Here is a 25,944-nt window from a genome sequence, read left to right on the forward strand (position 1 = left end):
GCATCTCCAACAATCTGGGCGACGCCAAGAGCCTGATCGTCCACCCGGCGACGACGACCCATCAGCGCTTCTCGCCGGAGATCCGCGCCAGCATGGGCATCTCGGACGGGCTGATCCGCCTCTCCGTCGGCCTGGAGCACGCCGACGATCTCGTGTCCGATCTGGAGAGTGCGCTGGCGGGGGTTTGAGGTGTCAGCCGCCTAGCGTTATCCGGAACGGCATCTTGGCAGGCAGAGATCCGCCGCCTGCTCCCCGACTGCGCGTGGATGAGTGAAGTAATGCCCGCATTCGGCCTAGCTAATGCGCGTTTAGCCGCAAGGCGCTGGCGACCTCATCGCCCGTCCAGCCGAGGCGCTCGTAATCGCCGCGCCAGTAAACCAATGCTGCGCCGCTGCCGCCGAGCCTGACCTCACGGACGCGGCCGATGACGATCGCGTGCGAGTGCCGCTCGATGATCTCCTCGAGTTCGCAGTCGAGCGTCGCCAGCGCTCCAATGAGGAGTGGTGCGCCGGTGAGGCCGCTCGACCATTCAGCACCGGCATAGCGGGCCGGCCCCTTCTCGCCATTGCGCCCGGCAAAGCGGTCGGCGACCTGCTTTTGCGTCGCGTTGAGGAAGTTCACGCCGAAGCTGCGATGGCGAACCAGCACCGAATAGCTCGACGATGACAGGTTGAGCCCGAACATAAGCGTGGGCGGCTCAGCGGAGAGCGACGAGACTGACGTGGCGGTGAGGCCGGTCCGGGTGTCGCCTTCGCCAGTGGTGATGACGCTGACGCCGCCAGCCAGTTGGCGAAAGGCCGCGCGGAAGCTCACTGCATCGTCCTGGATCTGTCGAACCGGCTTGTGAAAGGGGGTAACGGCCGACATCGGCGTAGTCTCCATCAGATCGCGTATTCGGGTGCGTGAGCGTCCTCGCGGATCAGGTCCTTGAGGATGCGTTCTTCGAGAAGGGCGAGGTCGACAGAGCCACGCCGGCGCGGGCGCGGCAGGTCGATGGCGAGGTCGAGGGTGATGCGGCCGCCATCGATCATCACCACGCGGTCGGCGAGGGTGAGGGCTTCCGACACGTCGTGCGTGACAAGGATCGCGGTGAAGCCCTGCGTGCGCCAGACACGCTCCAGCAGACCCTGCATCTCGATCCGGGTGAGCGCGTCCAGCGCGCCGAGCGGTTCGTCGAGGGCCAGCACGCGCGGCCTGCTGACCAGCGCGCGGGCGAGCGCGACGCGCTGGCGCTGACCACCGGAGAGGAGGGCCGGCCACTGTTGCGCCTTGGCTTCGAGACCGACGGCGCGCAGGGTCTGGAAGGCACGCTCTTCCGCCTCCGGGAGCTTGCGATCGGCGCCGAGGCCGACCTCGACATTGGCGAGGACGCGTGCCCAGGGCAGCAGCCGGGGCTCCTGGAACATCAGGCGCGGTGTCTCGGCCGTGTCGCGGGTCTGCCCGTCCTGGCCGAAGCGCAGGCTGCCTTCGCTGGCCTCGTCAAGGCCGGCGAGGATGCGCAGAAGTGTGCTCTTGCCGCAGCCGCTGCGCCCGACGATGGCGAGGAACTGCCCGGCCGGGATGTCGAGGTCGATCCCGCGCAGGACCTCGAGATCCCCGAAGCGCTTGCCGAGGCCGCGGATCGTAATCGACTGGCCGCGGCTGGCCCGCGCCTTGGCGGCCTTGTCCTCGAAGAGGGCGTCGAACGGCAGGGTCGTCGAAGTTAAAGCCGATGTCGTCATGGCCCGCTCCTCAGGCTTTCTGGAAGGCGGGGTGCCAGGACAGGCAGAGCCGTTCGAGCATGCGAACGGTGGTGTCGGCGAGCTTGCCGAGAGCGGCGTAGATCACGATCGCCAGAACGACGACGTCGACGAGCATGAACTCGCGGGCGTTCATCGCCATGTAGCCGATGCCGGATGAGGCCGCGATCGTCTCCGCCACGATCAGCGTCAGCCACATGATGCCGAGCGCGTAGCGGACACCGACGAAGATCGAGGGCAGGGCCCCTGGCAGGATGACGCGCCGGAACAGCTCCCAGTTGCCCATGCCGTAGGAGCGGCCCATCTCGACGAGCTGGGCGTCGACCGTACGCACGCCGTGGAAGGTGTTGATGTAGATCGGGAAGAACACGCCGAGCGAGGTCAGGAAGAGCTTGGCGCCCTCCTCGATGCCGAACCAGAGGATCACCAGCGGGATCAGGGCGAGGTTGGGGATATTGCGCACCATCTGGACAGTGGTGTCGGTCAGCCGCTCGGAGGTCTTCGACAGGCCGTTGAACAGCCCCAGCGCGAAAGCGAGCGAGCCTCCAAGCAGGAAGCCCGAGATCGCCCGCTTGAAGCTGACGGCGATGTTCTCCGCGAGCTGGCCGTTGAGCGCGAGCCGCCAGCCGGCCGCGAGGACATCGCTGGGAGCCGGCAGGACATTGGGCGGTATCCAGCCGAGCTTCGAGCCGCTCTGCCAGACCAGAAGCAGCGCGAAGGGCAGCAGCCAGGGCGTCAGCCGCCCGAGCCAGGGCCGCAGGGCTCCCGGACCAGGCAGGCGGATGATGGAATTGCGCTCGGCAGCGCGGATCAGGCCGTCGGCACTGTCGGTCATGAGCTGGAGGCCCGCTTCTGGTCGGGCTTCAGGTCGTTGGCGATCGTCTCGCCGAAGGGACCGTTGTTGACGACGCCGCCAAAGGCCGGCCGGCCATGGTTGAGCTTCAGCAGCGGGAAGACGAGTTCCGCGAAGCGGTAGGCCTCTTCCAGATGCGGGTAGCCCGAGAGGATGAAGCAGTCGATGCCGAGCGCCTGGTATTCGTAGATGCGCGCCGCGACCTGCTCGGGGCTGCCGACGAGCGCCGTGCCGGCGCCGCCGCGAACCAGCCCGACACCGGCCCAGAGATTGGGCGAAATCTCCAGCTTGTCGCGCCGTCCACCGTGCAGCGCCGACATCCGGCGCTGCCCTTCGGAATCCATCCGGGCGAAGATCGCCTGGGACTTCGCGATGGTGCTGTCGTCGAGATGGCTGATCAGGCGCTCCGCCGCCGCCCAGGCCGCTTCTTCCGTCTCCCGCACGATGACGTGCAGCCGGATGCCGAAGGAGACCTTGCGGCCGGCCGCCTTCGCAGCCCGGTCGACGACGGCGATCTTCTCCGCCACCGCTGCCGGGGGCTCGCCCCAGGTCAGATATTTGTCGATGGTCTGCGCTGCCACATCGATGGCGGCCGGCGAAGAGCCGCCGAAATAGAGCGGCGGCCCGCCATCCTGAGCTGGTGGATAGAGCAGCTGTCCATCCGTGACGCGGATATGCCGGCCCTCATAGGTCACCGTCTCGCCGCGCAGCAGGGCGGAGTAGACGGCGAGGAACTCGCGGGTAACCGCGTAGCGTTCGTCATGCGAGAGGAAGATGCCGTCGCCGGCGTTCTCGACCGGGTCCCCACCCGTCACGACATTGACGAGCAGGCGCCCGTTCGAGACGCGGTCGAGCGTCGCGGTCATCCGGGCGGCGACCGTCGGCGACTGCAGGCCCGGTCGCACGGCTACGAGATAGCGCAGGTTCTGTGTGAGCGGCGCGACGGCCGAGGCCGTGATCCAGCTGTCCTCGCAGCTCTTCCCCGTCGGCAGCAGCACACCGTAATAGCCCAGGCTGTCCGCGGCTAGAGCAATCTGGCGCAGATAGGCAAAATCGGTCTGGCGCCCCCCGATGGCGGTGCCGAGATAGCGCCCGTCCCCATGGGTCGGCAGGAACCAGAGGACGTTCGCGCTCTTGACGGGGGCGAGGCTCACGAGGCGATCCTCCGGACCGCATTGGCGATCGTGATCGGCTTGGGCAGCAGACCGAGCGCATGGAAGGCGTCCGCGATGCGCTGCTGCTCGGCGACCGTCGCCTCGTCGAGCGGACGGATGCCGTAGCTCTGACGCTTCAACGCGACCTCGAGGATGGGCACCGGTATGCCGGTGGGCGGCGAGAGCGCCTCGGCCACGGCCTTGATGTCGGCCTTGGCCCAGTCGTCGACGTCGGAGAGCTGCTTCAGGAACACCTTCAGCGCCGCCTCGTGGCCGGCGACGAGCTTCTCGCTGGCGAGGTAGAACTGGTGGTTCGACACGGTATCGGTGCCGTCGGCGAGCACGCGGGCGCCGATCGTGGCCTCGGCCGCGGCCTGGAAGGGGTCCCAGATCGCCCAGGCATCGACCGCACCGCGCTCGAACGCCGCGCGCCCGTCCGCTGGTGCGAGGAAGACGGGTGTCACATCCGCATAGGCCACGCCCGCTTTCTCCAGCGCCTTGACCAGCAGGTAATGGACGTTGGAGCCCTTGTTCAAAGCGATCTTCTTGCCCTTCAGCTCGGCGACCGAGGTCAGCGGGCTGTTCTTCGGCACGAGGATCGCCTCGCCCTTCGGTGCGGGCGGCTCATGCGCCACATAGACCAGCGGCGCGCCGGCGGCCTGCGCGAAGATCGGGGGCGCCTCGCCGGTGTTCCCGATGTCGATGGCGCCGACATTGATCGCTTCCAGCAGTTGCGGCCCGGCCGGGAACTCGGTCCAGGTGACCTTGTAGCCGAGCGGCTCCAGCGCCTTTTCCAGCGTGCCCTTGCCCTTGAGCAGGACGATCTTGCCGTATTTCTGGAAGCCGACGCGCAGCACCTTCTCCTGCGCGCTGGCGCTACCAGAGATGCCGACGGCAAGGCCCGCAGCCGTCAGCGAAAGGAAGTCTCGTTTTGAAATCATCATGGAATCGTCCTTCGTTCGCAGCTCGGTGACGCGCTCAGGCGGTCGGCTTCCAGTCCCAGACGATGTCGCGTACGTTGATCGGCTTCGGGATTAGACCCAGGCGATGGAAGCGGTCTGCGACCCGCTGCTGCTCGTCGAGCACGCGCGGATTGAGCGGCGCGATCACGAAGTCCGCCCGGTCGACGGCACGCTTCCAGGGCTCGATCGGCAGGCCCGTCGCGGCGGCCTGAACCGCGGCCACCTCGCCGCGATGCGTCTCCGCCCATCGCGCCACCTTGGCGAGCTCGTCGTTGATCGCGGCGACGACGTCCGGATGCCGGCCGGTGAAGTCGCGATTGGCGAGGTAGAACGAGTTCTGCGCGACGATGCCCTTCGACAGCGACAGGATGCGCACCCCCGGGACCTGTTCAGCGATCGCGAAGAACGGGTCCCAGATCGTCCAGGCATCGACCGAGCCGCGCTCGAAGGCGGCGCGCGCATCGGCCGGCGGCAGGTAGACCGGCGTGAACTCCTCGTAACCAATACCGGCCTTTTCGATCGCGGCGATGGTGAGGTTGTGCGAGCTCGAGGCCTTGGCGAAGGCGATCTTCTTGCCTTTGAGATCGGTGAGCGTCCGGATCGGCGAGTTGGGCGGCAGCAGGATCGCGGCGCCCGAGCCGGCGGCCTCCTGCGTCGCCACATAGAGCAGGTTGGCGCGGGCCGCCTGGGCGAAGATCGGCGGGGCATCGCCGGTCGGGCCATAGTCGATCGAGGCGACGTTCAGCGCCTCCAGCAAAGGCGGGCCGAACTGGAACTCGACCCATTTGATGCCGATGCCCTGAGCGGCGAAGCGCTTCTCCAGCACGCCCTGCTGTTTGGCGATCAGCAGGATGCCGTTCTTCTGGAAGCCGATGCGCAATTCCTTGAGCGGCGCGGCCGGCTGAGCCAGCGCTGCCCCGGAAGCCAGGGCGGAGCCGGCGAGCCCGGCAATGAAATCTCTGCGGTCCATGGCGAATGTTCCTGTTCTGGAGGTCGGCTGCGCTCAGGCGGCCTTGCGCATGACCTGGCCTGCGTGACGGGCGGCGACGGCCCGGTTGGCCTGCTCGAACGAGCGGAAGACGCGTCCATCGAGCGCGTCGAACGCGCGCGTGGCGGAAAAGAAGCGGAACTGGCCGGTATCGCCGACGATGATGCCGGCGGCATCGCCTTCGACTTCGATGATGATGGCTTTGGACATGAGTTTGCCTTCACCGGCACGGGGCCGGCGCCTTTTCGGAATTGCGGTGACGGGAGGGAGCCGGGGCGGTCAGCGACGGCCTACGGGCCGCACCGACCCCGTCAACATCGGGTCGAGCGCAGGAAGGCGGAAAGGCGCAGGAGGTGCCTGACGGCAAAGTCGAGAAGAAGGATCACGGCGTGTCTCCAGTATCGGAGCCCACGATCATCTCGTGGTGCTTTTAGCTTTGGTGACGCGGTGCAAGCTGCTCCAGCAAATCCCGCGATCGACCGCCTGACATGGCGACCAATACATTCAGTGTTGTTGGTTTGGGTCTGTCCGTCAATGAAATCGCATTCTGAAGATCAAATGCCAATTGGTGGAATGCGCTCCCGGTCATGGCGTGTGCGCCGGGTTTCGTCTCGTCGGGCTCCAAACCGCTCCCAGGCGGGCCATCGGCGCTTCGATGGTCGACCCGAAGACATCGCGCAGCATGCCTGCCGCCTCTTCCGATCCTGTCGGAGTGCAGCATCGACAGACCGTGGCCGAGGGCGGCTGCGTGGTGCCGGTCGTCTGCTTTGCCGGCCGGTCGGCACTTGCGGTCTCAGTTGCTGCGCGTGCGCGCGCCAGCGTATCGCCTCAATGGCTCCACCGGCGCCAAGAAGGCTGACGAAGGAGCCACGGCAGCATCGATCGACCCCTCAACGGACTTGGCTGCGGCGACGGTCAGGCTCCAGCCCATCAGTACAAGCATGGGCCCGCCATCAGGAAACTGAGCGAGTTGCTCCGGCAGCTTCGCGATGGTGGAGGTCACACGGACCTCGTTGGGGCGGGTGGCTCTGAGAACCGCGATTGCCGGGGTGTGAGGGGTGAGCCCTGCTGCGAGCACGCGGTCTCGGAACATCGCCAGTGTGGCCCGGGGCATGTAGATCGCGGTCGTCGCTTGCGGATCAGCCAAGGCCGTCCAGTTGAGGTCGTCGGGCAACAGGCCATTGCGGCCATGACCCGTCACGAACTGAAGCCGGCGGGCATGATCGCGATGCGTCAAAGAGACACCGAGGCTTGCAGCAGCGCCCTGGGCCGCGGAAATGCCGGGTACCAGCGTGACGGGGATGCCAGCGGCATTGCAGGCTTCAATTTCTTCGCCAGCCCGCCCGAAAACACCGGGGTCCCCGCTCTTGAGCCGGACGACGTGTTTTCCCTGGAGAGCCAGCGCGACCATCAGTGCGTTGATATCGTCCTGTCGGCAGGACGGCCCGTGGCCCGTCTTCCCGACAAGCATACGCTTCGCCTCGCGCCGTGCCAGTTCGAGCACGCCGCCGGCCACGAGATCGTCATAGAGAATGACATCAGCGCTCTGGAGGGCGCTGACCGCCTTCAAGGTCAAGAGCTCGGGGTCTCCTGGGCCAGCGCCGACCAGGGTTACGCGGCCTCGACCATCGTGGGTGCTCTGGAGGTGGTCCAGTGCGGAAAAGAGAGTGTTCCGTTCGATCTCGTTTGGGTCCGCGGCTGGAGCCTCGAGCGCCCGGCGGGCGAACTTTTCCCAAAATGCGCGGCGGAGAGGGAAAGGCAGCGCGCGGGATTGAACCGCCGGGCGCCAGTCGCGGGCCGCCTGGGCCCAGGCCTGCAGGCCTGCTGGCAGCAATGCCTCGATCTTGGCGCGGATCGCCTGGCCAAAGACCGGAGCCGAGCCGTCCGTCGAGATCGCGACAATCAAGGGAGAGCGGTTGACCAGGGAGCCGAAGGAAAAATCGCAGAATTCGGGCTTGTCGACGATGTTGACCGGGCAACCCGCCCGGCGTGCGGCCGCGACGAAGGCCTCGGCCTCGGCCCTGTCTTCAATGTCGCCGATGGCCAGTGCGACGCCGGACAGATCTCCGCTGCTCCAGATTCGAGGATGGACCGTCAACGAACCTTCGGCAGGCGAGGCCAGGAGGTTGGCGAAAGCGCACGCGTCATCACCGGCAAAGACGTGGAGGTCTGCGCCAGCCGCGAGCAACAGCTCCGCCTTCCACACAGCGCCGTCGCTCGCCCCGACCAGGACAACACGCCGCCCCGCCAGCTTGTGAAAGAGAGGCAGCGTCGCCAGCGCCTCAATCCGGCGGCTGGGCAATGCCTCAGGATCCCTCGATGTCATCGCCCTACCGCTTGATTGGCCGGGGTTGGGAGAGCGCGATCGGGCGCGGGTAAAGCCAGCCAACCCAGCAAGAGAACGGCAACGAGCAAGCCGAAGCCGAGATCGAGCCAACGCTCATAGCGACGAGCGGGCAGGCTGTCGGTGATCTCGCAAGGCGGGGTGTCCTCGGTCCAGCGGGCCGCACGGTCCATCATCTGTGTCTCGAGATCATCGCCGGTTGAGGTCATGACGGCGCCTTGTCGGCCCTGGCCTGACGGCGCGCTTCCATAATGTTGCCATCCCGCCGGTAGCCGCGCTGATAGGTGGCGGGCAGATGCGTCTTCGCGGCGAGCCACTGCGAGACGCTCTGGCGTGCCGCGCTGGTGTCCGGCAACTCGATCTCGTCGAAGCCGCAGGCCAGTGCATAGGCGAACTGGTCGGGGATCAGCGGGCCCGACGCGCGCAGCGCGCCGGCAAAGCCCTCGCGACGCAGCGCCTTGGCGAGACTGAAGCCGCGCCCGTCTGAAAACGCCGGAAAGCCGATGGCGACGAGGGCAAGCCGCGGCAGATGAGGCGCCAGCTCCGCCGCTGTCACCGTGTTGGGGATGACAACACCGAGCGGCTGCCCGATCGAGATGGTGGCGAGTGCCTCCGGCAGCTCGGCGAACTCGACCAGAGCGTGCCGGTCACTGGCGGCGGCGGCAACCGCGGTGCGGTGCCATTCGTCCGCCCGAGCCCCGTCGCGATCAAGCAGCATCATCGAAGAACTCCCGGAACGCTACCTTGAACGGCGCAAGGCCAACACGCCGGACGGTCTCGATGAACCGTTCGCCATCATGGCGCTCGCGCTCATATACTCCGACGATCGTCTCGATCGCGTCGGGCACTGCCTCCGCGGCCAGACCAGGACCGAGGATCTCGCCGATCGCGGCGTTCTCGGTGGCGTCCCCGCCCAGCGTGATCTGGTAGGATTCGATGCCGCGCTTCTCGAGACCGAGAATGCCGATATGGCCGACATGATGATGCCCACAGGCGTTGATGCAGCCCGAGATCTTGATGTTGAGCTCGCCGATGGCGGCCTGGCGCTGCTGATCGGCGAAGCGCTGCTGGATCGCCTGGGCGATCGGAATCGAGCGGGCCGTGGCCAGCGCGCAATAGTCGAGCCCGGGGCAGGCGATGATGTCAGTGATCAGGCCGAGATTGGCGGTGGCGAGCCCGGCCGGGCCCAGCGCCTGCCAGATTGCGAAGAGATCGTCTTGGCGCACATGGGGCAGGACGAGGTTCTGCGCATGGGTGACACGCAACTCGTCGAAGGAGTAGCGCTCGGCCAGATCAGCCACGATGTACATCTGTGCGGATGTCGCATCGCCCGGCGCCAGCCCGATCGGCTTCAGCGATATGGTGGCTGCCTTGTAGCCCGGGACTCGATGCGGCGTGGTGTTGGTCTCGACCCAGCGGGCGAAGGCCGGATCCGCCGCCACGGCGGTGGCGAGGGCCGGGCTTTCGGCCGGCAGATCTTCATATGGCGGCGGCGCGAAATAGGCGGCGATGCGCGCCACCTCCTCGGGGTCGGCATTGATCGAGGGGCCGTCCAGCCTGGCGAATTCGGCCTCGACGCGACGCGTGAATTCCTCGGTCCCGATCTCGTGCACGAGGATCTTGACCCGCGCCTTGTACTTGTTGTCGCGGCGCCCCTCGAGGTTGTAGACCCGCATCACCGCCTCGAGATAGGCGAGCAGATCGCCCTTCGGCAGAAAGTCGCGCACCACCTTGCCGATCATCGGCGTGCGTCCGAGACCGCCGCCGACGCTGATCTCGTAGCCGATATCGCCCGTCTCAGGATGCTTCAGGATGCGGATGCCGATGTCATGCGCCTTGATGACGGCGCGGTCATGCAGCGCGCCGGTGACCGCGATTTTGAACTTGCGTGGCAGGTAGCTGAATTCGGGATGGGCGGTGGACCATTGCCGGATCAGCTCGCAGACGGGCCTCGGATCCTCGATCTCGTCCTGGGCGACACCGGCGAAATGGTCGGCCGTGACGTTACGGATGCAGTTGCCCGACGTCTGGACACAGTGCATCTCGACATCGGCCAACAGATCCAAGATCGCCGGCACGTCGCGCAGCTTAGGCCAGTTGAACTGGAGATTCTGGCGCGTGGTGAAATGGCCGTAGCCGCGGTCGTAGCGCTCGCCGATATAGGCGAGCTGGCGCAGCTGGCGCGAGGACAGCGTGCCATAGGGAATGGCGATCCGCAGCATATAGGCGTGGAGCTGGAGATAGACGCCGTTCTTCAGCCGCAGCGGCTTGAACTCGTCCTCGGTCAGCGAGCCGTCGAGGCGGCGGGAGACCTGGTCGCGGAACTGCGCCACGCGGTCGCGCACGAAGCGCTCGTCGAATTCGTCGTAACGGTACATCGCTCAGGCGCTCCGGGGGCTGGCGATGCCTTCGCCGGCCTGCTTGCCGAGATCGGGGCGGTTGCTGGGGCCGAGCGTCTTGAAGCGCTCGCGGAAATGACGCGGCACGGGGTGCCCGCTCGTCACGTCGACATCGACCAGATAAGCGTCGACGACGCGCTGGCCGGCGAGTTCGCATCGCGCGAAATCCTCCAGCAGCTGGGCGGCGGGATCGTCATTGGCCACGAGCGCCAGCGATGGATCGCGCGTCCAGCTCAGTGCGCCGGGCTCGTCTGCCGTCGCGGCGAAGACCACGTCGCCATCCAACAGATCATTGGCGAGGAGGATGGCCGGGAGGGGTGGACGCTTGGCTAGGACGCTCATCGCCTGGCCTCGCGGGCGCGTTCGCTAGACTGATCTGCAAGATCGGTAGGGAGGGTCACGTCGCGATCATCCGTTCTATAATCAGAACGGAAGTTTAGGCGAAGCACCCGAGCGCTTCAATTCACATAGAATGGACGGTTTTTTCTTATTCCGCACAAACCGGAGTGAATTGAACTCTGCCGGTCCTCGGTGTGGGCCTGCGCGGTCAAGGCCGCGCGAATGCGGTCGCCTGTGAAATCTTGACCCGCACACGCTCACCGATCGCGGGCGCGACCTCGCTGGTCAGGTCGAGATCGAGCCGCTTCGCCAGCCCGGCCACCGCGATCTCGGCCCGCCGCAGCGCGCCCGTGCGGCGGATCTGTTCGACGACACCTGGTATCGAGAGCGGGACCTCGTCGACGATCTTGAGGTGATGCGGGCGGACATAGAGCGATGCCGCCCCGCCCTGGTTCTGCGACAGCCCACCCAGCACCGGTCGGTCGTCGAAGAAGGCCTGGCTTCCGACGATGCGGACGTCGAGCCGATTGGCCTCGCCGAGGAACTCGCAGACGAAGGGCGAGGCCGGGTGGTCGTACACGTCGTCGGGCGTGCCAACCTGTTCGAGCCTCCCTTCGTGCAGGATCGCAACGCGATCGGCCAGTTCCAGCGCCTCCTCCTGGTCATGGGTGACGAAGAGGGTTGTGTGGCCGGTGCGGCCATGGAGCTCGCGTAGCCAGGCGCGCAGATCCTTGCGGATCCGGGCGTCAAGCGCCCCGAAGGGCTCGTCCAGCAGCAGCACCTGCGGCTCGATGGCGAGCGCGCGCGCCAGCGCGACGCGCTGGCGCTGTCCGCCCGAGAGCTGGCTCGGATAGCGCTTCTCCAGTCCCGGCAGCTGAACGAGATCGAGCAGATCCTTCACCCGGCGGCTGATCTCGGCATTGCTCGGTCGCTGGGCCAGTGGCCGCGAACGCAGACCGAAGGCGATGTTTTCGGCCACCGTCATCGTCTTGAACAGGGCGTAGTGCTGGAAGACGAAGCCGATGCGGCGGTCCCGCAGCGAGAGGTCACGCGTATCGGTTTCGCCAAAGAGGACGCGGCCGCCATCGGCCTGTTCGAGTCCCGCGATCAGGCGCAGCAGCGTGGTCTTGCCCGAGCCTGACGGGCCGAGCAGCGCGACCAGTTCGCCCGGCTGGATGTCGAGGGAAACATTGCGCAGGGCCTGGAAGCCGAGGAAGCGCTTGTCGATGGCTTCGATGGTGACGGCGACGGTCATCGGCGTTGCTCGCGGTCAGTGCCGGCGCGCGGCGGCGATCGCGTCGCCATAGCGCCATTCGAGGAAGGTCTTGAGGGCGAGCGTGACCAGGGCGAGCCCCGCCAGCAGCGACGCGACCGAGAAGGCGGCGGCGCCCATATACTCGTTGTAGAGGATCTCGACATGCAGAGGCATCGTGTTGGTCAAACCCCGGATCTTACCTGAGACCACCGCCACAGCGCCGAACTCGCCCATCGCCCGCGCATTGCAGAGCAGCACGCCGTAGAGCAGGCTCCACTTCACATTCGGCAGGGTGATCGCGAAGAAGACGCGCCAGGGCGAGGCGCCGAGCGTCAGGGCGGCCTCTTCGTCGGACGAGCCCAGCGCCTGCATATGCGGGATCAGTTCGCGGGCCACGAAGGGGAAGGTGACGAAGACCGTCGCCAGGACGAGGCCGGGCAGGGCGAAGATGATCTGGATCCCCTGTTCCTTCAGAAAGGGGCCGAGATAGCCCTGGGCGCCGAAGAGCAGCACATAGACCAGCCCAGAAATCACCGGCGACACCGAGAAAGGCAGGTCGATCAGGCTGATCAGCAGGCTCTTGCCGCGGAACTCGAACTTCGCGATCGCCCAGGCCGCGGCGAGGCCGACGACGACGTTGAACGGCACAGCGATGGCGGCGACGAGCAGCGTGAGACGGATCGCCGCGAGCGCGTCGGGCTCGGTGATGGCTTCCCGCCAGGCCGTCCAGCCCCGCGCGCCGGCTTCGACGAAGACCGTCAGCAGCGGCAGCAGCAGGAAGAGCAGCAGAAAAGCGAGCGCAATCGCGATCAGCAGCGCCTGGACCCAAGGGCTCTCGCCGCCGATGCGCTGCCGGGCCTGCGCCGGAGCGGGCCTGGGAGACGAGGGGGCGAGGGCCGCCCGCGGTAGGGTCGCGTCAGACATCGCCGAGGATCCGCCGTGTCCGCGCCTGAACCAGATTGACCAGCAGAATGAGCGCAAAGGAGAGCAGCAGCATCAGCGTCGCGATCACGGCGGCACCGGCATAGTCGAACTGTTCGAGCTTGATCACGATCAGCAGCGGCGCGATCTCGGAGACCATCGGGACGTTGCCTGCGATGAAGATGACCGAGCCGTATTCCCCGACCGCGCGGGCGAAGGCGAGGACGAAGCCGGTCAACAATGCGGGCAGGACCGGCGGCAGGACGACCTGGACAATCGTGCGCAGGCGGCTGGCGCCGAGCAGGGCGGCCGCCTCCTCGATGTCGCCCTGGCTTTCCTCCAGCACCGGCTGGACCGTGCGCACGACGAAGGGCAGGCCGATGAAGATCAAGGCGACCATCACGCCGAGCGGGGTGTAAGCGATTTTGATGTCGTGAGGCGCCAGCAGCGAGCCGACCCAGCCATTGGGCGCATAGATGGCCGCGAGCGCGATGCCGGCCACGGCCGTCGGCAGGGCGAAGGGCAGGTCGACCGCGGCGTCGATCAGCCGGCGGCCGGGAAAGTCATAGCGGACCAGGACCCAGGCGAGGATCAGGCCGAAAACGGCGTTGACGCAGGCCGCGAAGAGGGCGCCGAGGAAGGAGAGCCGCAGCGCCGCCAGGGTCCGTGGCGAGGCCGCGATGGCCCAGATCTCGCCGGGTCCCGCGCTCGCCGCCTTCACGAACAGGGCGGCGAGCGGGATCAGGACGATCAGCGACAGGCTGGCGAGGGTGATGCCGAGCGAGAGGCCGAGCCCCGGCAGGACGCTCGGCCGGTGCCAGCCCGATGCGGCAACATCCCTCGCCATCGCTCAGCGCGCCGGCTTGTAGAGCTGGTCGAAGGTGCCGCCATCGCCGAAATGCGTGGGCTGCGCCTTGGCCCAGCCACCGAAGACGGCATCGATGGTGACGAGGTCAACCTTCGGGAAATTGGCGATGTCCTTCGGATCGGCGGCCTCGGCATTGCGCGGCCGATAGAAGTGCTTGGCGATGATCGCCTGGCCCTTGGGCGTGTAGAGGAAGTCGAGATAGGCCTGCGCCTCGGCCCGCGTGCCCTTGGCATCGACATTGGCGTCGACGATCGTGACCGGGGGCTCGGCCAGGATCGACAGGCTCGGCACGACGATGTCGAACTTGTCCGATCCGAACTCCTTCAGCGCCAGGAAGGCCTCGTTCTCCCAGGACAGGAAGACGTCGCCGATGCCGCGCTGGGTGAAGGTGGTGGTGGCGCCGCGCGCGCCGGTGTCGAGCACGGGGACATTGGCGAGGAGCTTGCCGATATAGTCGCGGACCTTCGCCTCGTCCTTGTTGAAGGCCTTTTCGGCATAGGCCCAGGCGGCGAGATAGTTCCAGCGCGCCCCGCCCGAGGTCTTCGGGTTGGGCGTGATGACCTGGACGCCCGGCTTCACCAGATCGCCCCAGTCCTTCACGCCCTTCGGGTTGCCCTTGCGAACGAGGAAGACGATCGTCGAGGTGTAGGGAGAGGAGTTCTGCGGCAGGCGCGACTGCCAGTTCTCGGGCAGTTTCTTCGAGCGCTGGGCGACCGCGTCGATGTCGCCCGCCAGAGCCAGCGTCAGGACATCCGCATTGAGGCCGTCGATCACGGTGCGGGCCTGTGCCCCAGAGCCGCCATGCGACTGGCGGATGGTCGCGATCTTCCTGGCGTTCTTGGCGTTCCACTCCGCGATGAAGGCGGCGTTGATCTCGCGATAGAGTTCGCGGGTGGGGTCGTAGGACACGTTGAGGAGTTCGGTCTGGGCTCGCGCACCGGCGACGATCCCGAAGCACAGCGAGAAGGCTCCCAGGGCCAATCCTGCGTGAAGCAGACGGCGGAAGGTCGGGCTCGTCATCATGCTCTCCGTCGTTGAGCGACACCCCGCAGGGCGTTCGTTTTACAGAACAAAGCGTATGCTGACACCTGTCGTCCGACAACAGTTTTGGGCAGCACTGTGTTTTAAAGTTGGTCGTTCGCGGAGAAGGACCTTGCTGCGGCGCCCGGGTCAGATCCCATCGCCGAGAAGGTTTTCCTCCGGCGCACCGCGCTTCGCCAATCTGCGCCGCCAGACGAGACCGCCGAGCCGGCGCCCCGCGCTGACCGCGACCGGGCGCAGCACGAGGTCGGCGCCAGCGACCAAGGCGGCCGCTGCAGCGCCTCCCGTCCAAGCCAGCACGAGACCCGCGAGCAGGCCGGTACCGACCAAATGTCCGGCGAGAAGGCCGGCGCGCTCGCTGCGGCGCAGCGTGCCCGGCTCACCCGCCCAGGCGGCGAGGCTGGCCCGAAGGGCGGCCGCCACGCCCAGCGTCGGCGCAGGGCTCGCGGCGCTCCGGTGCTCGCGGCTCTCGCCGACGAAGCCGAAGGCCACCGTCTCCCGGCTGACCGGATCGATCAGGATGAATCCGCCGAGGACGAGGCTCTCCGCATAGGGAAGGGCGCCGATCGGCTGGTCGAGATCGAGCGTCACTGCGCCGATGTCGTTCATCGCAAGGGCGGCGGCCGGGACTTCGGCGTAGCTCGCCACGTCGATGCGGTGATGCAGTCGGTCGATGATGGCGCCGCATTGCGTGCTGGCGAGCTTCAGCTGGTAACGCCGCCCGGGCTCCATCGCAGCCTCGGCAGTCCAGAGCAGCCGTGCCGAGAGGCTGCGCGAGAGCGGCGGCGCATCGTCGGCATGGACGATGAGGTCGCCTCGCGACACGTCGACGTCGTCGGCGAGCGTCACCGTCAGGGCCTGGCCCGCCTGAGCATGGCGCGCCTCGCCGGCGGGCGTCAGGATCCGCGCGACAGTCGTTGTGCGCCCGGAGGGCAGGATCGCGACACGGTCGCCGACCGTGATCTCGCCATGGGCGAGATTGCCGGAATAGCCGCGGAATTCGGAGTCGGGGCGGTTGACCCACTGCACCGGCAGCACCGCGCCGCGATGCGATCTCCTCGGCGCTTCCAGCGCGACCGCCTCGAGATGGGCGAGCAGGGGTGGGCCGTCATACCAATCCATGGCCGGGGAGGGGACGGCGACGTTGTCGCCATCGCGGGCGGAGAGGGGGATCACGGTGATGTCGGCGAAGCCGAGGCCGGCGGCGGCCTGCCGGTAGTCGGCGGCGATGCGCTCGAAGACGGCGCGGTCATAGCCGACCAGATCCATCTTGTTCACGGCGACCACGACGTGGCGCACGCCGACCAGCGAGACGATGAAGGAATGGCGCCGCGTCTGCGGCAGCAGGCCCAGCCGCGCATCGACGAGGATGATCGCGAGATCGGCGGTGGACGCGCCGGTGGCCATGTTCCGGGTGTACTGCTCGTGGCCGGGCGTATCGGCGACGATGAAGGCCCGGCGGGGCGTGGCGAAATAGCGATAGGCGACGTCGATGGTGATGCCCTGCTCGCGCTCGGCCGAGAGCCCGTCGACCAGCAAAGCGAGATCGAGCGCCCCGCCCTGCGTGCCGAACTTGCGGGAATCGCGCTGCAGCGCGCCGAGCTGGTCGTCGAAGACGGCCCCCGTTTCGAACAGGATGCGCCCGATCAGCGTCGACTTGCCGTCGTCGACCGAGCCGCAGGTAATGAAGCGCAGCAGCGAGCGCGACTGCAGGCTGTCGTCGTTGGCGGGGCCGTCGCCCGCCGCTGGCGTCTCGCGCAGGCTGCGCCGGGCCGTCACGGCGCTCATCAGAAGTACCCTTCCTGCTTCTTCTGTTCCATCGAGCCGCTGCCGTCATGGTCGATGATGCGGCCCTGACGTTCGGAGCTCTGCGAGGTCCGCATCTCGGCGATGATGTCCGTCAGGGTGGTGGCGCTGCTCTCGATCGCACCCGTCAGCGGGTAGCAGCCCAGCGTACGGAAGCGCACCATGCGGGTCTCGACGACCTCGCCCGGCAGCAGCGGCAGGCGCTCGTCGTCGCGCATGATCAGGGCCTCGCCCCGGCGTAGGACCGGGCGCGGGGCGGCAAAATAGAGCGGGACGACGGGGATACCCTCCAGGGCGATGTAGTCCCAGACGTCGCTTTCGGTCCAGTTCGACAGCGGGAAGACGCGGAAGCTCTCGCCGGGCTTCTTGGTCGTGTTGAACAGCGACCAGGGCTCGGGCCGCTGATTCTTCGGGTCCCAGCGGTGTCCGGGGCTACGCAGCGAGAAGACGCGCTCCTTCGCCCGCGCCTTCTCCTCGTCGCGCCGCGCGCCGCCGAAGGCGGCGTCGAAGCCGTGGCGGTCGAGCGCCTGCTTCAACGCCTGCGTCTTCATCACATCGGTGTGGATGCGCGAGCCGGAGCGGATCGGGTCGATGCCGGCCTTCAGCCCTTCCTCATTGGTGTGGACGATCAGCTCCAGCCCGAGCCGGCGCGCCGTCTCGTCGCGGAATGCGATCATTTCGCGGAATTTCCAAGTCGTATCGACATGGAGCAGAGGGAAGGGCGGCTTGCCGGGGTGGAAGGCCTTTATCGCCAGATGCAGCAGGACGGCGGAATCCTTGCCGATCGAATAGAGCAGCACCGGGTTCTCGCAGGTCGCCACGACCTCGCGCAGGATGAAGATCGCCTCCGCCTCGAGCTTTTGCAGATGGCTGAGCGCGCTCATGGTCGCGCCTCCGCCCCGGCGGCGCGTACCAGGCGGCCGTCCACGCCGACATGGAGCCCGCATTCCTTCGCGGCATCCTGCTCCCACCACCAGCGGCCGGCGCGCTCCGGCTCACCCGGCGCGATCGCCCGCGTGCAGGGCGCGCAGCCGATCGAGACGAAGCCGCGAGCGTGCAGCGGATTGAGCGGCACGCCGAGCGCCTGCGCCGTTGCCAGCGCCTCATCGCGGGTGACATCGTGGAGCGGGTTGATCTTGGTCAGTCCGCGCGCGGGATCGGCCTCGAACAGGCCGACCGCGGCGCGGGCCTGCGACTGGTCGGCCCGCAGCCCGGTGATCCAGCCGGACGCGCCGGCCAGCGCCCGGTCCAGCGGCACGAGCTTGCGCACCTGGCAGCAGCGCTTGCGCGCCTCCGGGGAAGCCCGGAAGCCGTTGATGCCCTGCTCCGCGACCAGCGCCTCGACCGAGTGCGCGTCCGGCACGAAGGCCCGGATGGCAATTCCGTAGTGCCGCTCGGTCTCGGCCCAAAGATCATGAACCTCCGGGAAGAGGCGCCCCGTCTCCAGCGTGGCGAAAGCGATCTCCTGCGCCAGGCGCGCCTCGACGACGAGATGCGTCAGAAGCTGGTCCTCGAGACCGAAGCTTGTGGTGAAGACCAGCCGCCCCGCGATCTCCGCACGGGCTTGGATCAGGCGGGACAGGACACGCTGTGCCCCCTCCCTTCGTATAGCGTTTGCGGCGGGTTGTGACGATGGGGCCGGCTGGGTCATGCGACGGATCCGCCGGCAAGACCGGCGCCCTGGACTGTCTGGAAATTCGGGAAGGGGAGGATCCGCGCGTCAGTGCGGCCGGCTCAGGATGGACATCGGGCAGAGCGGAGCGCCGCCGCTTCCGGGTCGCCGGCGCCGTCGGCATCACCACCGCCCGCCTTCGCGTGAAAGGTCAGGAGCAGCCGCATGACAAATCCGGTTTTGCGCGAAGCCGACCGGTTTTGCCCCTGAACAGCACTCTTCTTTTCCCGAATCCCCTTCTTTCGGTCAATGGAAGCGCCTTTCGAACTTTGCCGCCTCTGAGGAACATCTCTCTCATGGACGGGCCCCACGCGGGCCATTCCCGTCGATCCGCATCAGGCGAGCCAGCCGAGCCTTCGGCCGAGTGTGATCGTTGCCGCCGTGCCGGCGAGTAGCGCGGCTGCGAAGACCCAGCCGGAGACCGCGCCTGCCGAGATGCCGGAGAGCAGAGTGCCGACCGTGCATCCCAGCCCGATCACCGTGCCCCAGCCGAGCAGGACCCCGCCGAGAAGACCGCGCAGCGCCTGGCCGCGTGTCGGTCGCGCCGGCTTGAACTCGCCGGCTGCGAGCGCGGCTGCGAAAGCAGCGATGACGATGCCCGCGATGAAGAGGCCGTTCGGCGTCAGCAGCGCGTCGCGAATGACCGTCGCACAGCCTCGAAAGCTGTCGAGCCCCTCCAGCCGCGAGGGCAGCCAGTCGAAGCCGGCGGCCAGCTGCCGCGAGCGTGAACCGATCTCGGCCGTGACCCCGAGTGGCGACAGCCTTAGATAGGCGGCTATCCCGATCAGCCCGACGAAGAGTCCGCCGATCCAGGTTGGCCAGCGCCGGGTGAACACCGCAGCAAAAGGCTCCTGTGTCGGGGCCGGGGCGGCGGGTGGCGTCCGCCCTACTCGGATGAGAAGCCAAGCCAGACTGCCGAGGATGGCGAGGCTCGCGAGCAGGCTTCCGCCATAGCCGAGATGGCGCGGCAGCCAGAGCACGGGCGACCCGGCGATGATCGAGAGATAGAGGTCGTTCCAGCTGAGGAAGCCGAGGATGAAGCCACCCACGGCGCCGATCAGGGCGAAAGGCGAGGTCGGCGATCCTTCGCCGAGCCGGTAGAGATGGGCGCTGATGCAGGAGCCGGAGATGGCCATGCCGGCGCCGAAGGCGAGGCCAGCCAGAACGAGCGCAACGCTCACCGGGCCGATATGGGCGGTCGGAGGCAGGCGCGTGCCGCTCGGGTCGGGAAGCCAGGCGCCGAAGACGAGCGTGTAGCCGGTGATCCCGACGGCGAGGGCCGTCAGTATGCCGAGCAGACCGCGCGGATCGCGCCGGTCCAGCCAGTCACGCCAGATGCAGAGGAAGCAGAAACGGGAGCGCTGCAGCACGAAGCCGAAGGCCGCTCCCAGGATCAGCGAGAGCTGGAGTTGCGTCGCCGGCTCGCCATGGACGCCGATGAGATGGATGGCGATGGCGAGCGCCAGGGCCACGGCAGCTGCCGGCGCGAAGCGCGCCATGACCTCCGGAGCGGGTGAAGCTACGGCGGCGGGCGCCCCCCCGGCGGTAGCCGCCAGGCGCGCCCGATCGTAATCGAGCGCGCCGGTGTCGTCGGACAGTCCCATGATGCCGGGCTCGCGACGGTTTTACTTGCCGCCCCAGACCGTACCGGCCGGGTTGTTGATCGGCAGGCCGACGACGTTGCCGTATTCGGTCCAGGAGCCGTCATAGTTCGCGACCTGGTAGCCCAGCACGCGCGAGAGGATGAACCAGGTGTGGCTCGAGCGCTCGCCGATGCGGCAGGTGGTGATGATCGGCTTGGAGCCGTCGATGCCGACTTCGGCATAGAGCTTCTTGAGCTCCTCGGGCGACTTCAGCGTGCCGTCGGCCTGGTTGACCGCGCGAGCCCAGGGCACGTTGACCGAGCCGGGGATGTGGCCGGCGCGAAGCGCGAGTTCCTGGAAGCCGGCCGGCGCGATGATCTTGCCCGAGAACTCGTCGGGCGAGCGGATGTCGAGGATGCGCGCATCCGTCTTCTTCTCGACCACGCTGACGACATCGACGAGGCGCGCGCGCAGCTTGCGGTTGGGCTCGGCGACCGTGAAGGTCGAGGCCTTGGGCGCAACCGGGTTGGTCGAGACCGGGCGCTTCTCCAGCTCCCACTTCTTGCGGCCGCCATCGAGCAGCTTCACGTTGTCGCGCAGGCCGTAGATGTCGAACACCCAAGCGCCCCAGGCGGCAAACCAGTTGTTGCTGTCGCCGTAGAGGACCACCGTGACGTCGTTGTCGACACCCAGCTTGCGGGCCAGCGCCTGGAACTTCTCCGGCTTGGCGATGTCGCGCTCGACCGTGTCGACGAGGTCGGTATGCCAGACAATGTTCTGCGCGCCGGGGATATGGCCGCGCTCGAACAGACCGGGTTCGACGCTGACCTCGACGATCCGCACCTTGGGATTGTCGAGGTTCTTCTCGAGCCAATCGGTGGTGACCAGCGCGTCCGACTGGGCGAAGGCGGTCGTGGCGAGAACGGTCGTCGCGACCGCCACGAGAGTTTCGCGAAGACGAGCGAGGGCTGACATTGCATCGGGCTCCTTGTTGTCGAGCAAGTCAGTATGACGCTCGAACGGGCGTAAAAGGGACCCAGATGATTTGCGGCCTAACGCGAAGAAGAAAGCCGTATGGGATTTTTTTGTTGTGTCGTTTGGTGGAAGATTATCGCGCCGGTTCGCCGCTCCGCAGAGGTTTTCCTTTTGAGAGTTTGACTTGACCGGCTTCAGTCACATTGGCCGGGTTCGGCGGCGCTCCAGGCTCTCTCGGGCATTCGGCGCGGGCGCGGTAACCGCATCAGATGCAGCCGCTTGCCTGCCAACGCTAGCCTGAAGCGCCGAACATGATCGGGCGGGGCATGGCAGCTTGAGGACGCGGGCGCGATCTGAGACGGGATCGTCCGTTCCAAAGAGCAGATCGAGAAGGATCTTCGTTTCAGGATTGTATATTAAAAAGAACGTTTGTTTGACATAACGAACGACTCCCGCAGACTGAAGGGCAGGGTGGCGATGGGCATCTGACGCCGCCGGCCAAGACTGCGCGAGGACGTGTCATGACTCACAGAACGCCCCCCTACGACAAAGCGACCAGCCGCCGGCAGGTCCTTGCGAGGGCGCTCGGGCTAACCGTAGCGCTGCCCCTGGTCTCCACACCGTCGCGATCAGCCTTCGCCTCGCCATCTCTGCCGACGACGGTCCCACCGGGCACGAAGCTTGTTGTGGCGGACCAGAACGAGGCTTTGCAGACACTGATACAGGCCTCCGGGGAGCAGGCGAAGCTCTCCAGCACGGTGACCTACGCGAATTTCCTCGGTGGCCCTGCCATCCTCGAAGCCTTCCGGGCGGGTGCACTCGACCTTGCGACCGTGGGCAACACCCCGCCGATCCAGGCCCATGCCGCCGGCGAGCGCATTCCGATCGTTGCGGCGCGGACCTCATCGGAAACGGACTACTTTCTCGCTGTCCGGCCGGGACTCAAGGTCGACAGCCTTGAAGAACTCCGAGGCAAGAGCATCGCCTATGGCGAAGGCACCGGTCGGCAGCCCTTCGTGCTCAACGCGCTGAAGCTCGCCGGGCTGACGCGTAAGGACGTCAAACTCGTGCCACTGCGCGCGGCGGACTTCCCCGACGCCGTCCGGTCCGGGCAGGTCGATGTCGCCGCGCTCAATGAGCCGCATTTCTCGCGCTATCTCGCCGACTTCGCCGATCGTGGCGCCAGCGCCCTTCCGAAGGCGCAGAACGACCGGCTGCCGAAGAGCCTGACTTATCTCTACGCAAGTCAGAAGGCGCTCGACGATCCCGCCAAGGCGGCGGCGATCCGGGAGTTCGTCCTCGCCTGGATCAGCGCGAGCCGCTGGTCGCAGCAGCAGCCCGGCGCCTGGGTGGACGCCTACTATGTCCGTCGCCAGAGACTGAAGCCGGAGGATGCGCGCCGGATCGTCGAGTCCGAGGGACAGCACGCGTTTCCGTCTCTCTCCAGCCTGATCCCGGTCCAGCAGGCGCTGATCGACGTCATCTACGACGCCGGGGATCTGCCGCGACGCCTCGATGCGCGGGCCCAGTTCGACCTGCGTTTCGACGCGGTCATCGCTGCTGCCACGCACTGAGAGCACTGAGAGGACAAGCCATGGTGTATCCCGGCTGGGCCGTCGAAACGCTTTTGTATCAGCCAGAGGTGTCCACAAGAACGCCTCCCGCTCCGGCCGCCGGCCGGGCTGCGCCGCGCCAGGCGCCGACGCTGGCGCCGGGGCGCCTCCCGCGCGGCGCCATCCTTTTCGGACCCGTGGCCTTCGTCTGCATCTGGGAACTCGCCTCGCTTCTCGGCTGGATTTCGCCGCGCTTCCTGGCGGCGCCGTCGACGGCTTTGGTGACGGGGTACGAATTGCTGCGCTCTGGAGCGCTCGCCGACCATTTCCTCGCATCGGCCCAGCGGGCCTATCTGGGGCTGTTCATCGGCGTCACGCTCGGGCTCGTCCTGGCGCTGGCCGCCGGTCTCAGCCAGGTCGGCGAGGCCTCCATCGACGGCCTCGTTCAGATCAAGCGGGCCGTGCCGACGCTGGCGCTGATCCCGCTCGCGATCCTCTGGCTCGGCATCGGCGAGACCATGAAGATCGCGCTGATCGCCTCGAGCGTGCTGGTGCCGGTCTACATCAACACCCATGCGGCGCTGCGGGGCATCGACATCCGCCACGTCGAACCGGCCTGCAGCGTCGGGCTCGGTCGCGGCGCCTTTCTGCGCGAGGTGGCGCTGCCGGGCGCGCTGCCGGGCTTCTTCACCGGGCTGCGGCTCGCCGTCACGACCTGCTGGACGGCGCTCGTCGTGCTGGAGCAGATCAATACGAGCGAAGGCATCGGCTACCTGATGAACCGGGCCCGCGACTACGGCCAGACCGACATCATCGTGGTGGGCCTGGCGATCTACGCCGTGCTCGGCCTCGGCTCTGACTTCGCCGTCCGCTTCTTCGAGCGCCGGGCGCTCTCCTACCGCAGGGCGCTCGCGTCGTGACGGCGCCCTTGCATCCCTACGATCCGCGTGGCGAAGCTTTGGCCCCGGCGGTGAGCCTGCGCGGAGTCAGCCGGAGCTTCGGCGGCCGGACCGTCCTTGCCGATGTCTCGCTCGACTTCGCCCCCGGCGAATTCGTCGCGCTGATCGGCAAGAGCGGCTCGGGCAAGAGCACACTCCTGCGCGCCCTGGCGGGGCTCGACGACGGCGTTGTCGGGGAGGGCACGATCGACGTTCCGGCAGATCGCTCCGTGCTGTTCCAGGATTCGCGCCTGCTGCCCTGGAAGAGCGTGCTCGCCAATGTCGTCTTCGGCCTGCGTACAAGCGATGCCGAGGCGCGCGGTCGCCGGGCGCTTGCCAATGTCGGGCTCGCCGGTCGCGAGGAGGCCTGGCCCAATGCACTTTCGGGCGGCGAACAGCAGCGCGTGGCGCTGGCGCGCTCGCTGGTTCGCGAGCCCGTTCTGCTTCTCGCCGACGAGCCCTTCGGCGCGCTCGATGCACTCACACGCATTCGCATGCACGAATTGCTGTTCAGGCTGATCCGTGAGCGCCAGCCCACCGTCCTGCTCGTCACCCACGACGTCGACGAGGCGATCAAGCTCGCCGATCGCGTCCTGGTCATGGACGAGGGCCGCATCATCGTCGATCGGCCTGTCGACCTCGCTCATCCGCGCGGCAAAGACGCCGGTTTCGACGCGCTGCGGGCCGATCTGCTGGCGGCGCTCGGCGTCGCCGACGCCATCTGATTTCGTTTGCCGGGAAGGTCATCGCCATGACACGCCAACTGCATCTCAACCTTTTTATCAACGGCCGCGGCCATCATGAGGCGGCATGGCGCCATGCCGGCTCGACGCCGCGCGCGCTGACCGATCTGCGCTACTATCAGGAGCTGGCGCTGGCGGCCGAGGCGGCCAAGCTGGATTCGATCTTCTTTGCCGACCATGTCGTGCTCGGCGAGGATCTGGCCCATTCGGCCCGCGGCGAGCTGGAACCGCTGACGCTGCTCGGCGCGCTGGCAGCATTGACCGACCGGATCGGGCTGATCGCGACCGCCTCGACCACCTATAGCGAGCCCTACAATCTGGCCCGCCAGTTCGCGACGCTCGACCATCTCAGCGGCGGTCGCGTGGGCTGGAACATCGTGACATCCTGGGCGCCGGGGGCGGCTGCGAATTTCGGCCAGGATCGCCAGAGCGGCATTGACCAGCGCTATGCCCGCGCCAACGAATTCGTCGAAGCCGTCTCGAAGCTCTGGGACAGCTGGGCGCCCGACGCGATCCGCGACGACCGCGCCAGCGGCATCTATGCCGAGGCCGGCCGGATCGGCCGCGCCGAGCATCGCGGCGCCTTCTTCAAGGTCGCCGGGGCGCTGAACGTGCCGCGCTCGCCGCAGGGCAGGCCCGTCTTCGTCCAGGCAGGTGCCTCGACCGACGGCCGCGCCTTCGCCGCCCGCTACGCCGAGGCGATCTTCACTGCGCACCTCCAGAAGGAGAGCGCCATCGGCTTTTACGACGACATCAAGACGCAGGCTCGGGCACTCGGCCGACGGGCGGACCAGATCCTGATCCTGCCGGGCATCAGCGCTGCGATCGGCTCGACCGAGACGGAGGCACAGCGCGTCAGGGACGAGCTGAACGAGCTCTCCCATCCGAGCGTCGGCCTGGCGCGGCTATCCAACCGCTTCGGCGGTCATGACTTCTCGCATCTGAAGCTCGATCAGGTGCTGTCGCCCGATGATTTTCCCGATCCGTCGCAGGTGGAGGCCTCGCGCAGCCGGTCGCAGGCGATCACCGCGCTGGTGGCACGCGAGCGCCCGACACTGCGGCGCCTGCTGCACAGCCTCGCCGGTGCCCGGGGCCACTTCACGGCGACCGGCACGCCCGAGCAGATCGCCGACGTCATCGCGGACTGGTTTGCCTCCGGTGCGGCTGACGGCTTCAACGTGATGCCGCCGATCCTGCCTGCCCAGTTTGACCTCTTCACAAGCGAGGTCGTTCCGCTGCTGCGCAAGCGCGGCCTCTTCCGCAGCGAGTACGAGGACGGCACATTGCGCGGCCGGCTTGGACTGGATCCCGTCCCGAGCCGCTTCGACCCCGCGCAACCACTCCAGCGCTCGGCCTGACGGCTCGAATCAGGTGCAGCCTGAGATCACTGCCACGTCTCGGGCTGCATCATGCGCGAGCGGCTTTGGGGCAGGTCGTTGAGACGGTCCCGGGTGCGGCGTAACTGCAGGGTCTACGCAAAGCTGGCCCTATCGCGAACTCGACGAGGCGATCGCGCGGGCCAATGCGCTGCCGGTCGCCTTCCAGGCCAGAATCGTCGCGAAGGACATCGACATCGCCCTGCGCGCCGCCAACCGTCTCGACGCCTCCGCGGTGATGATCAACGATCCGACGACCTTCCGGACGGACTGGATGCCCTTCGCGGGGCGGCGCGAGTCGGGCTACGGCACCGGCGGCATCCCGTTCACGATGCGCGACATGACGCAGGAAAAGATGATCCTGATGCGGCGATCATACAGATCGACAAGCGCCCGCCACGGGCAACCACATCAGTCGGCAATCCAACGCAGGAG

Annotated in this window: 26 protein-coding genes and 1 pseudogene; 6 read left to right on the forward strand and 21 right to left on the reverse strand. The window is 67.3% G+C overall.

All coding sequences use genetic code 11. From position 1 onward, the window contains the following. A partial coding sequence (locus AX750_RS19750) for a PLP-dependent transferase (protein WP_197426564.1) occupies window positions 1-188 on the forward strand: 188 nt, incomplete at its 5' end. Window positions 189-297: 109 nt separating this feature from the next. Here the strand turns inward: AX750_RS19750 and AX750_RS19755 are convergent. The 21 genes from AX750_RS19755 to AX750_RS19855 form a co-directional block, all read right to left on the reverse strand. Then, window positions 298-813: a flavin reductase family protein gene (locus AX750_RS19755; RefSeq protein ID WP_245282466.1), complete on the reverse strand. Its 516-nt coding sequence runs from the start codon at window positions 811-813 to the stop codon at window positions 298-300. A 68-nt stretch (window positions 814-881) separates the two neighbouring features. After that, the gene (locus tag AX750_RS19760; RefSeq protein ID WP_066718712.1) at window positions 882-1,721 is read right to left on the reverse strand and encodes an ATP-binding cassette domain-containing protein; all 840 of its coding nucleotides are present in this window, start codon (window positions 1,719-1,721) and stop codon (window positions 882-884) included. A gap of 10 nt (window positions 1,722-1,731) precedes the next feature. Beyond that, on the reverse strand, window positions 1,732-2,574 hold the full coding sequence (gene ssuC, locus AX750_RS19765; RefSeq protein WP_068075023.1) for an aliphatic sulfonate ABC transporter permease SsuC: 843 nt from the start codon (window positions 2,572-2,574) through the stop codon (window positions 1,732-1,734). Further along, window positions 2,571-3,746 (reverse strand): FMNH2-dependent alkanesulfonate monooxygenase, encoded by a 1,176-nt coding sequence (gene ssuD / locus AX750_RS19770; RefSeq protein WP_067254890.1) that lies wholly within the window; start codon window positions 3,744-3,746, stop codon window positions 2,571-2,573. Before ssuD ends, ssuC begins: the two co-directional genes overlap by 4 nt. Continuing rightward, window positions 3,743-4,690, reverse strand: a complete 948-nt coding sequence (locus tag AX750_RS19775) for a sulfonate ABC transporter substrate-binding protein (protein WP_066716150.1) — start codon at window positions 4,688-4,690, stop codon at window positions 3,743-3,745. Before AX750_RS19775 ends, ssuD begins: the two co-directional genes overlap by 4 nt. A gap of 34 nt (window positions 4,691-4,724) precedes the next feature. Next, the gene (locus AX750_RS19780) at window positions 4,725-5,678 is read right to left on the reverse strand and encodes a sulfonate ABC transporter substrate-binding protein (protein ID WP_066716149.1); all 954 of its coding nucleotides are present in this window, start codon (window positions 5,676-5,678) and stop codon (window positions 4,725-4,727) included. A 33-nt stretch (window positions 5,679-5,711) separates the two neighbouring features. After that, window positions 5,712-5,906, reverse strand: a complete 195-nt coding sequence (locus tag AX750_RS19785; protein WP_066716148.1) for a hypothetical protein — start codon at window positions 5,904-5,906, stop codon at window positions 5,712-5,714. A gap of 583 nt (window positions 5,907-6,489) precedes the next feature. Further along, window positions 6,490-8,022, reverse strand: coding sequence for a siroheme synthase CysG (cysG, locus tag AX750_RS19790; protein ID WP_082735355.1), 1,533 nt, complete (start codon window positions 8,020-8,022; stop codon window positions 6,490-6,492). After that, on the reverse strand, window positions 8,019-8,249 hold the full coding sequence (locus AX750_RS19795) for a hypothetical protein (protein WP_066716147.1): 231 nt from the start codon (window positions 8,247-8,249) through the stop codon (window positions 8,019-8,021). Before AX750_RS19795 ends, cysG begins: the two co-directional genes overlap by 4 nt. After that, complete coding sequence (locus AX750_RS19800; RefSeq protein ID WP_245282467.1) at window positions 8,246-8,761, reverse strand: DUF934 domain-containing protein; 516 nt, start codon at window positions 8,759-8,761, stop codon at window positions 8,246-8,248. Before AX750_RS19800 ends, AX750_RS19795 begins: the two co-directional genes overlap by 4 nt. Continuing rightward, the gene (locus AX750_RS19805; protein ID WP_066716146.1) at window positions 8,748-10,418 is read right to left on the reverse strand and encodes a nitrite/sulfite reductase; all 1,671 of its coding nucleotides are present in this window, start codon (window positions 10,416-10,418) and stop codon (window positions 8,748-8,750) included. Before AX750_RS19805 ends, AX750_RS19800 begins: the two co-directional genes overlap by 14 nt. Before the next feature lie 3 nt (window positions 10,419-10,421). After that, window positions 10,422-10,781: a DUF2849 domain-containing protein gene (locus tag AX750_RS19810; RefSeq protein ID WP_066716145.1), complete on the reverse strand. Its 360-nt coding sequence runs from the start codon at window positions 10,779-10,781 to the stop codon at window positions 10,422-10,424. Between the two features lie 205 nt (window positions 10,782-10,986). Next, window positions 10,987-12,033, reverse strand: a complete 1,047-nt coding sequence (locus AX750_RS19815) for a sulfate/molybdate ABC transporter ATP-binding protein (RefSeq protein ID WP_066716143.1) — start codon at window positions 12,031-12,033, stop codon at window positions 10,987-10,989. A gap of 15 nt (window positions 12,034-12,048) precedes the next feature. Continuing rightward, window positions 12,049-12,957 (reverse strand): sulfate ABC transporter permease subunit CysW, encoded by a 909-nt coding sequence (gene cysW, locus AX750_RS19820; protein ID WP_066716141.1) that lies wholly within the window; start codon window positions 12,955-12,957, stop codon window positions 12,049-12,051. After that, the gene (gene cysT / locus AX750_RS19825; protein WP_066716139.1) at window positions 12,950-13,801 is read right to left on the reverse strand and encodes a sulfate ABC transporter permease subunit CysT; all 852 of its coding nucleotides are present in this window, start codon (window positions 13,799-13,801) and stop codon (window positions 12,950-12,952) included. Before cysT ends, cysW begins: the two co-directional genes overlap by 8 nt. A gap of 3 nt (window positions 13,802-13,804) precedes the next feature. Continuing rightward, window positions 13,805-14,842, reverse strand: coding sequence for a sulfate ABC transporter substrate-binding protein (locus tag AX750_RS19830; RefSeq protein ID WP_066716165.1), 1,038 nt, complete (start codon window positions 14,840-14,842; stop codon window positions 13,805-13,807). A 150-nt stretch (window positions 14,843-14,992) separates the two neighbouring features. Then, window positions 14,993-16,651, reverse strand: a complete 1,659-nt coding sequence (gene cysN, locus AX750_RS19835) for a sulfate adenylyltransferase subunit CysN (RefSeq protein WP_066716137.1) — start codon at window positions 16,649-16,651, stop codon at window positions 14,993-14,995. Further along, a complete protein-coding gene (cysD, locus tag AX750_RS19840) occupies window positions 16,651-17,553 on the reverse strand; it encodes a sulfate adenylyltransferase subunit CysD (protein WP_066716135.1) in 903 nt (300 codons plus the stop codon). The genes cysN and cysD overlap by 1 nt, the downstream gene beginning before the upstream one ends. Next, complete coding sequence (locus AX750_RS19845) at window positions 17,550-18,320, reverse strand: phosphoadenylyl-sulfate reductase (protein WP_082735356.1); 771 nt, start codon at window positions 18,318-18,320, stop codon at window positions 17,550-17,552. The genes cysD and AX750_RS19845 overlap by 4 nt, the downstream gene beginning before the upstream one ends. A 356-nt stretch (window positions 18,321-18,676) precedes the next feature. Continuing rightward, window positions 18,677-19,945, reverse strand: a complete 1,269-nt coding sequence (locus AX750_RS19850) for a YeeE/YedE family protein (RefSeq protein ID WP_245282468.1) — start codon at window positions 19,943-19,945, stop codon at window positions 18,677-18,679. Window positions 19,946-19,966: 21 nt separating this feature from the next. Continuing rightward, the gene (locus AX750_RS19855; protein WP_066716161.1) at window positions 19,967-20,899 is read right to left on the reverse strand and encodes a sulfurtransferase; all 933 of its coding nucleotides are present in this window, start codon (window positions 20,897-20,899) and stop codon (window positions 19,967-19,969) included. A 686-nt stretch (window positions 20,900-21,585) separates the two neighbouring features. On the opposite strand from AX750_RS19855, the gene AX750_RS19860 reads away from it, so the two are divergent. From AX750_RS19860 to AX750_RS25690, 5 genes and pseudogenes are all read left to right on the forward strand, one after another. Continuing rightward, window positions 21,586-22,473, forward strand: coding sequence for a PhnD/SsuA/transferrin family substrate-binding protein (locus AX750_RS19860; RefSeq protein ID WP_245282469.1), 888 nt, complete (start codon window positions 21,586-21,588; stop codon window positions 22,471-22,473). 68 nt (window positions 22,474-22,541) lie between these two features. Beyond that, entirely contained in the window at window positions 22,542-23,372 is an 831-nt protein-coding gene (locus AX750_RS19865; RefSeq protein ID WP_245282470.1) for an ABC transporter permease, read from the forward strand. Further along, window positions 23,369-24,115 carry an ABC transporter ATP-binding protein gene (locus tag AX750_RS19870; RefSeq protein WP_245282471.1) on the forward strand — a complete coding sequence of 249 codons (747 nt, stop codon included), beginning with the start codon at window positions 23,369-23,371 and terminating at the stop codon, window positions 24,113-24,115. Before AX750_RS19865 ends, AX750_RS19870 begins: the two co-directional genes overlap by 4 nt. A 26-nt stretch (window positions 24,116-24,141) precedes the next feature. Beyond that, a complete protein-coding gene (locus AX750_RS19875; RefSeq protein ID WP_066716129.1) occupies window positions 24,142-25,491 on the forward strand; it encodes an LLM class flavin-dependent oxidoreductase in 1,350 nt (449 codons plus the stop codon). A 124-nt stretch (window positions 25,492-25,615) separates the two neighbouring features. Beyond that, a pseudogene (locus AX750_RS25690) lies at window positions 25,616-25,882 on the forward strand (aldehyde dehydrogenase family protein); the annotation flags it as partial. Window positions 25,883-25,944 lie beyond the last annotated feature (62 nt).

It is taken from the genome of Methylobacterium sp. CCH7-A2 (genome assembly GCF_001557075.1).
Classification (GTDB): Bacteria; Pseudomonadota; Alphaproteobacteria; order Rhizobiales; family Beijerinckiaceae; genus Allobosea; species Allobosea massiliensis.

What these genes read in the sequence shown, in the direction of transcription:
- AX750_RS19760 (WP_066718712.1), bottom strand. Translation starts at nt 1,721, where the DNA reads ATGACGACATCGGCTTTAACTTCGACGACCCTGCCGTTCGACGCCCTC.
- ssuC (WP_068075023.1), bottom strand. Translation starts at nt 2,574, where the DNA reads ATGACCGACAGTGCCGACGGCCTGATCCGCGCTGCCGAGCGCAATTCC.
- AX750_RS19775 (WP_066716150.1), bottom strand. Translation starts at nt 4,690, where the DNA reads ATGATGATTTCAAAACGAGACTTCCTTTCGCTGACGGCTGCGGGCCTT.
- AX750_RS19780 (WP_066716149.1), bottom strand. Translation starts at nt 5,678, where the DNA reads ATGGACCGCAGAGATTTCATTGCCGGGCTCGCCGGCTCCGCCCTGGCT.
- AX750_RS19785 (WP_066716148.1), bottom strand. Translation starts at nt 5,906, where the DNA reads ATGTCCAAAGCCATCATCATCGAAGTCGAAGGCGATGCCGCCGGCATC.
- cysG (WP_082735355.1), bottom strand. Translation starts at nt 8,022, where the DNA reads ATGACATCGAGGGATCCTGAGGCATTGCCCAGCCGCCGGATTGAGGCG.
- AX750_RS19795 (WP_066716147.1), bottom strand. Translation starts at nt 8,249, where the DNA reads ATGACCTCAACCGGCGATGATCTCGAGACACAGATGATGGACCGTGCG.
- AX750_RS19800 (WP_245282467.1), bottom strand. Translation starts at nt 8,761, where the DNA reads ATGATGCTGCTTGATCGCGACGGGGCTCGGGCGGACGAATGGCACCGC.
- AX750_RS19805 (WP_066716146.1), bottom strand. Translation starts at nt 10,418, where the DNA reads ATGTACCGTTACGACGAATTCGACGAGCGCTTCGTGCGCGACCGCGTG.
- AX750_RS19810 (WP_066716145.1), bottom strand. Translation starts at nt 10,781, where the DNA reads ATGAGCGTCCTAGCCAAGCGTCCACCCCTCCCGGCCATCCTCCTCGCC.
- AX750_RS19815 (WP_066716143.1), bottom strand. Translation starts at nt 12,033, where the DNA reads ATGACCGTCGCCGTCACCATCGAAGCCATCGACAAGCGCTTCCTCGGC.
- cysW (WP_066716141.1), bottom strand. Translation starts at nt 12,957, where the DNA reads ATGTCTGACGCGACCCTACCGCGGGCGGCCCTCGCCCCCTCGTCTCCC.
- cysT (WP_066716139.1), bottom strand. Translation starts at nt 13,801, where the DNA reads ATGGCGAGGGATGTTGCCGCATCGGGCTGGCACCGGCCGAGCGTCCTG.
- AX750_RS19830 (WP_066716165.1), bottom strand. Translation starts at nt 14,842, where the DNA reads ATGACGAGCCCGACCTTCCGCCGTCTGCTTCACGCAGGATTGGCCCTG.
- cysN (WP_066716137.1), bottom strand. Translation starts at nt 16,651, where the DNA reads ATGAGCGCCGTGACGGCCCGGCGCAGCCTGCGCGAGACGCCAGCGGCG.
- cysD (WP_066716135.1), bottom strand. Translation starts at nt 17,553, where the DNA reads ATGAGCGCGCTCAGCCATCTGCAAAAGCTCGAGGCGGAGGCGATCTTC.
- AX750_RS19845 (WP_082735356.1), bottom strand. Translation starts at nt 18,320, where the DNA reads ATGACCCAGCCGGCCCCATCGTCACAACCCGCCGCAAACGCTATACGA.
- AX750_RS19850 (WP_245282468.1), bottom strand. Translation starts at nt 19,945, where the DNA reads ATGGGACTGTCCGACGACACCGGCGCGCTCGATTACGATCGGGCGCGC.
- AX750_RS19855 (WP_066716161.1), bottom strand. Translation starts at nt 20,899, where the DNA reads ATGTCAGCCCTCGCTCGTCTTCGCGAAACTCTCGTGGCGGTCGCGACG.
- AX750_RS19875 (WP_066716129.1), top strand. Translation starts at nt 24,142, where the DNA reads ATGACACGCCAACTGCATCTCAACCTTTTTATCAACGGCCGCGGCCAT.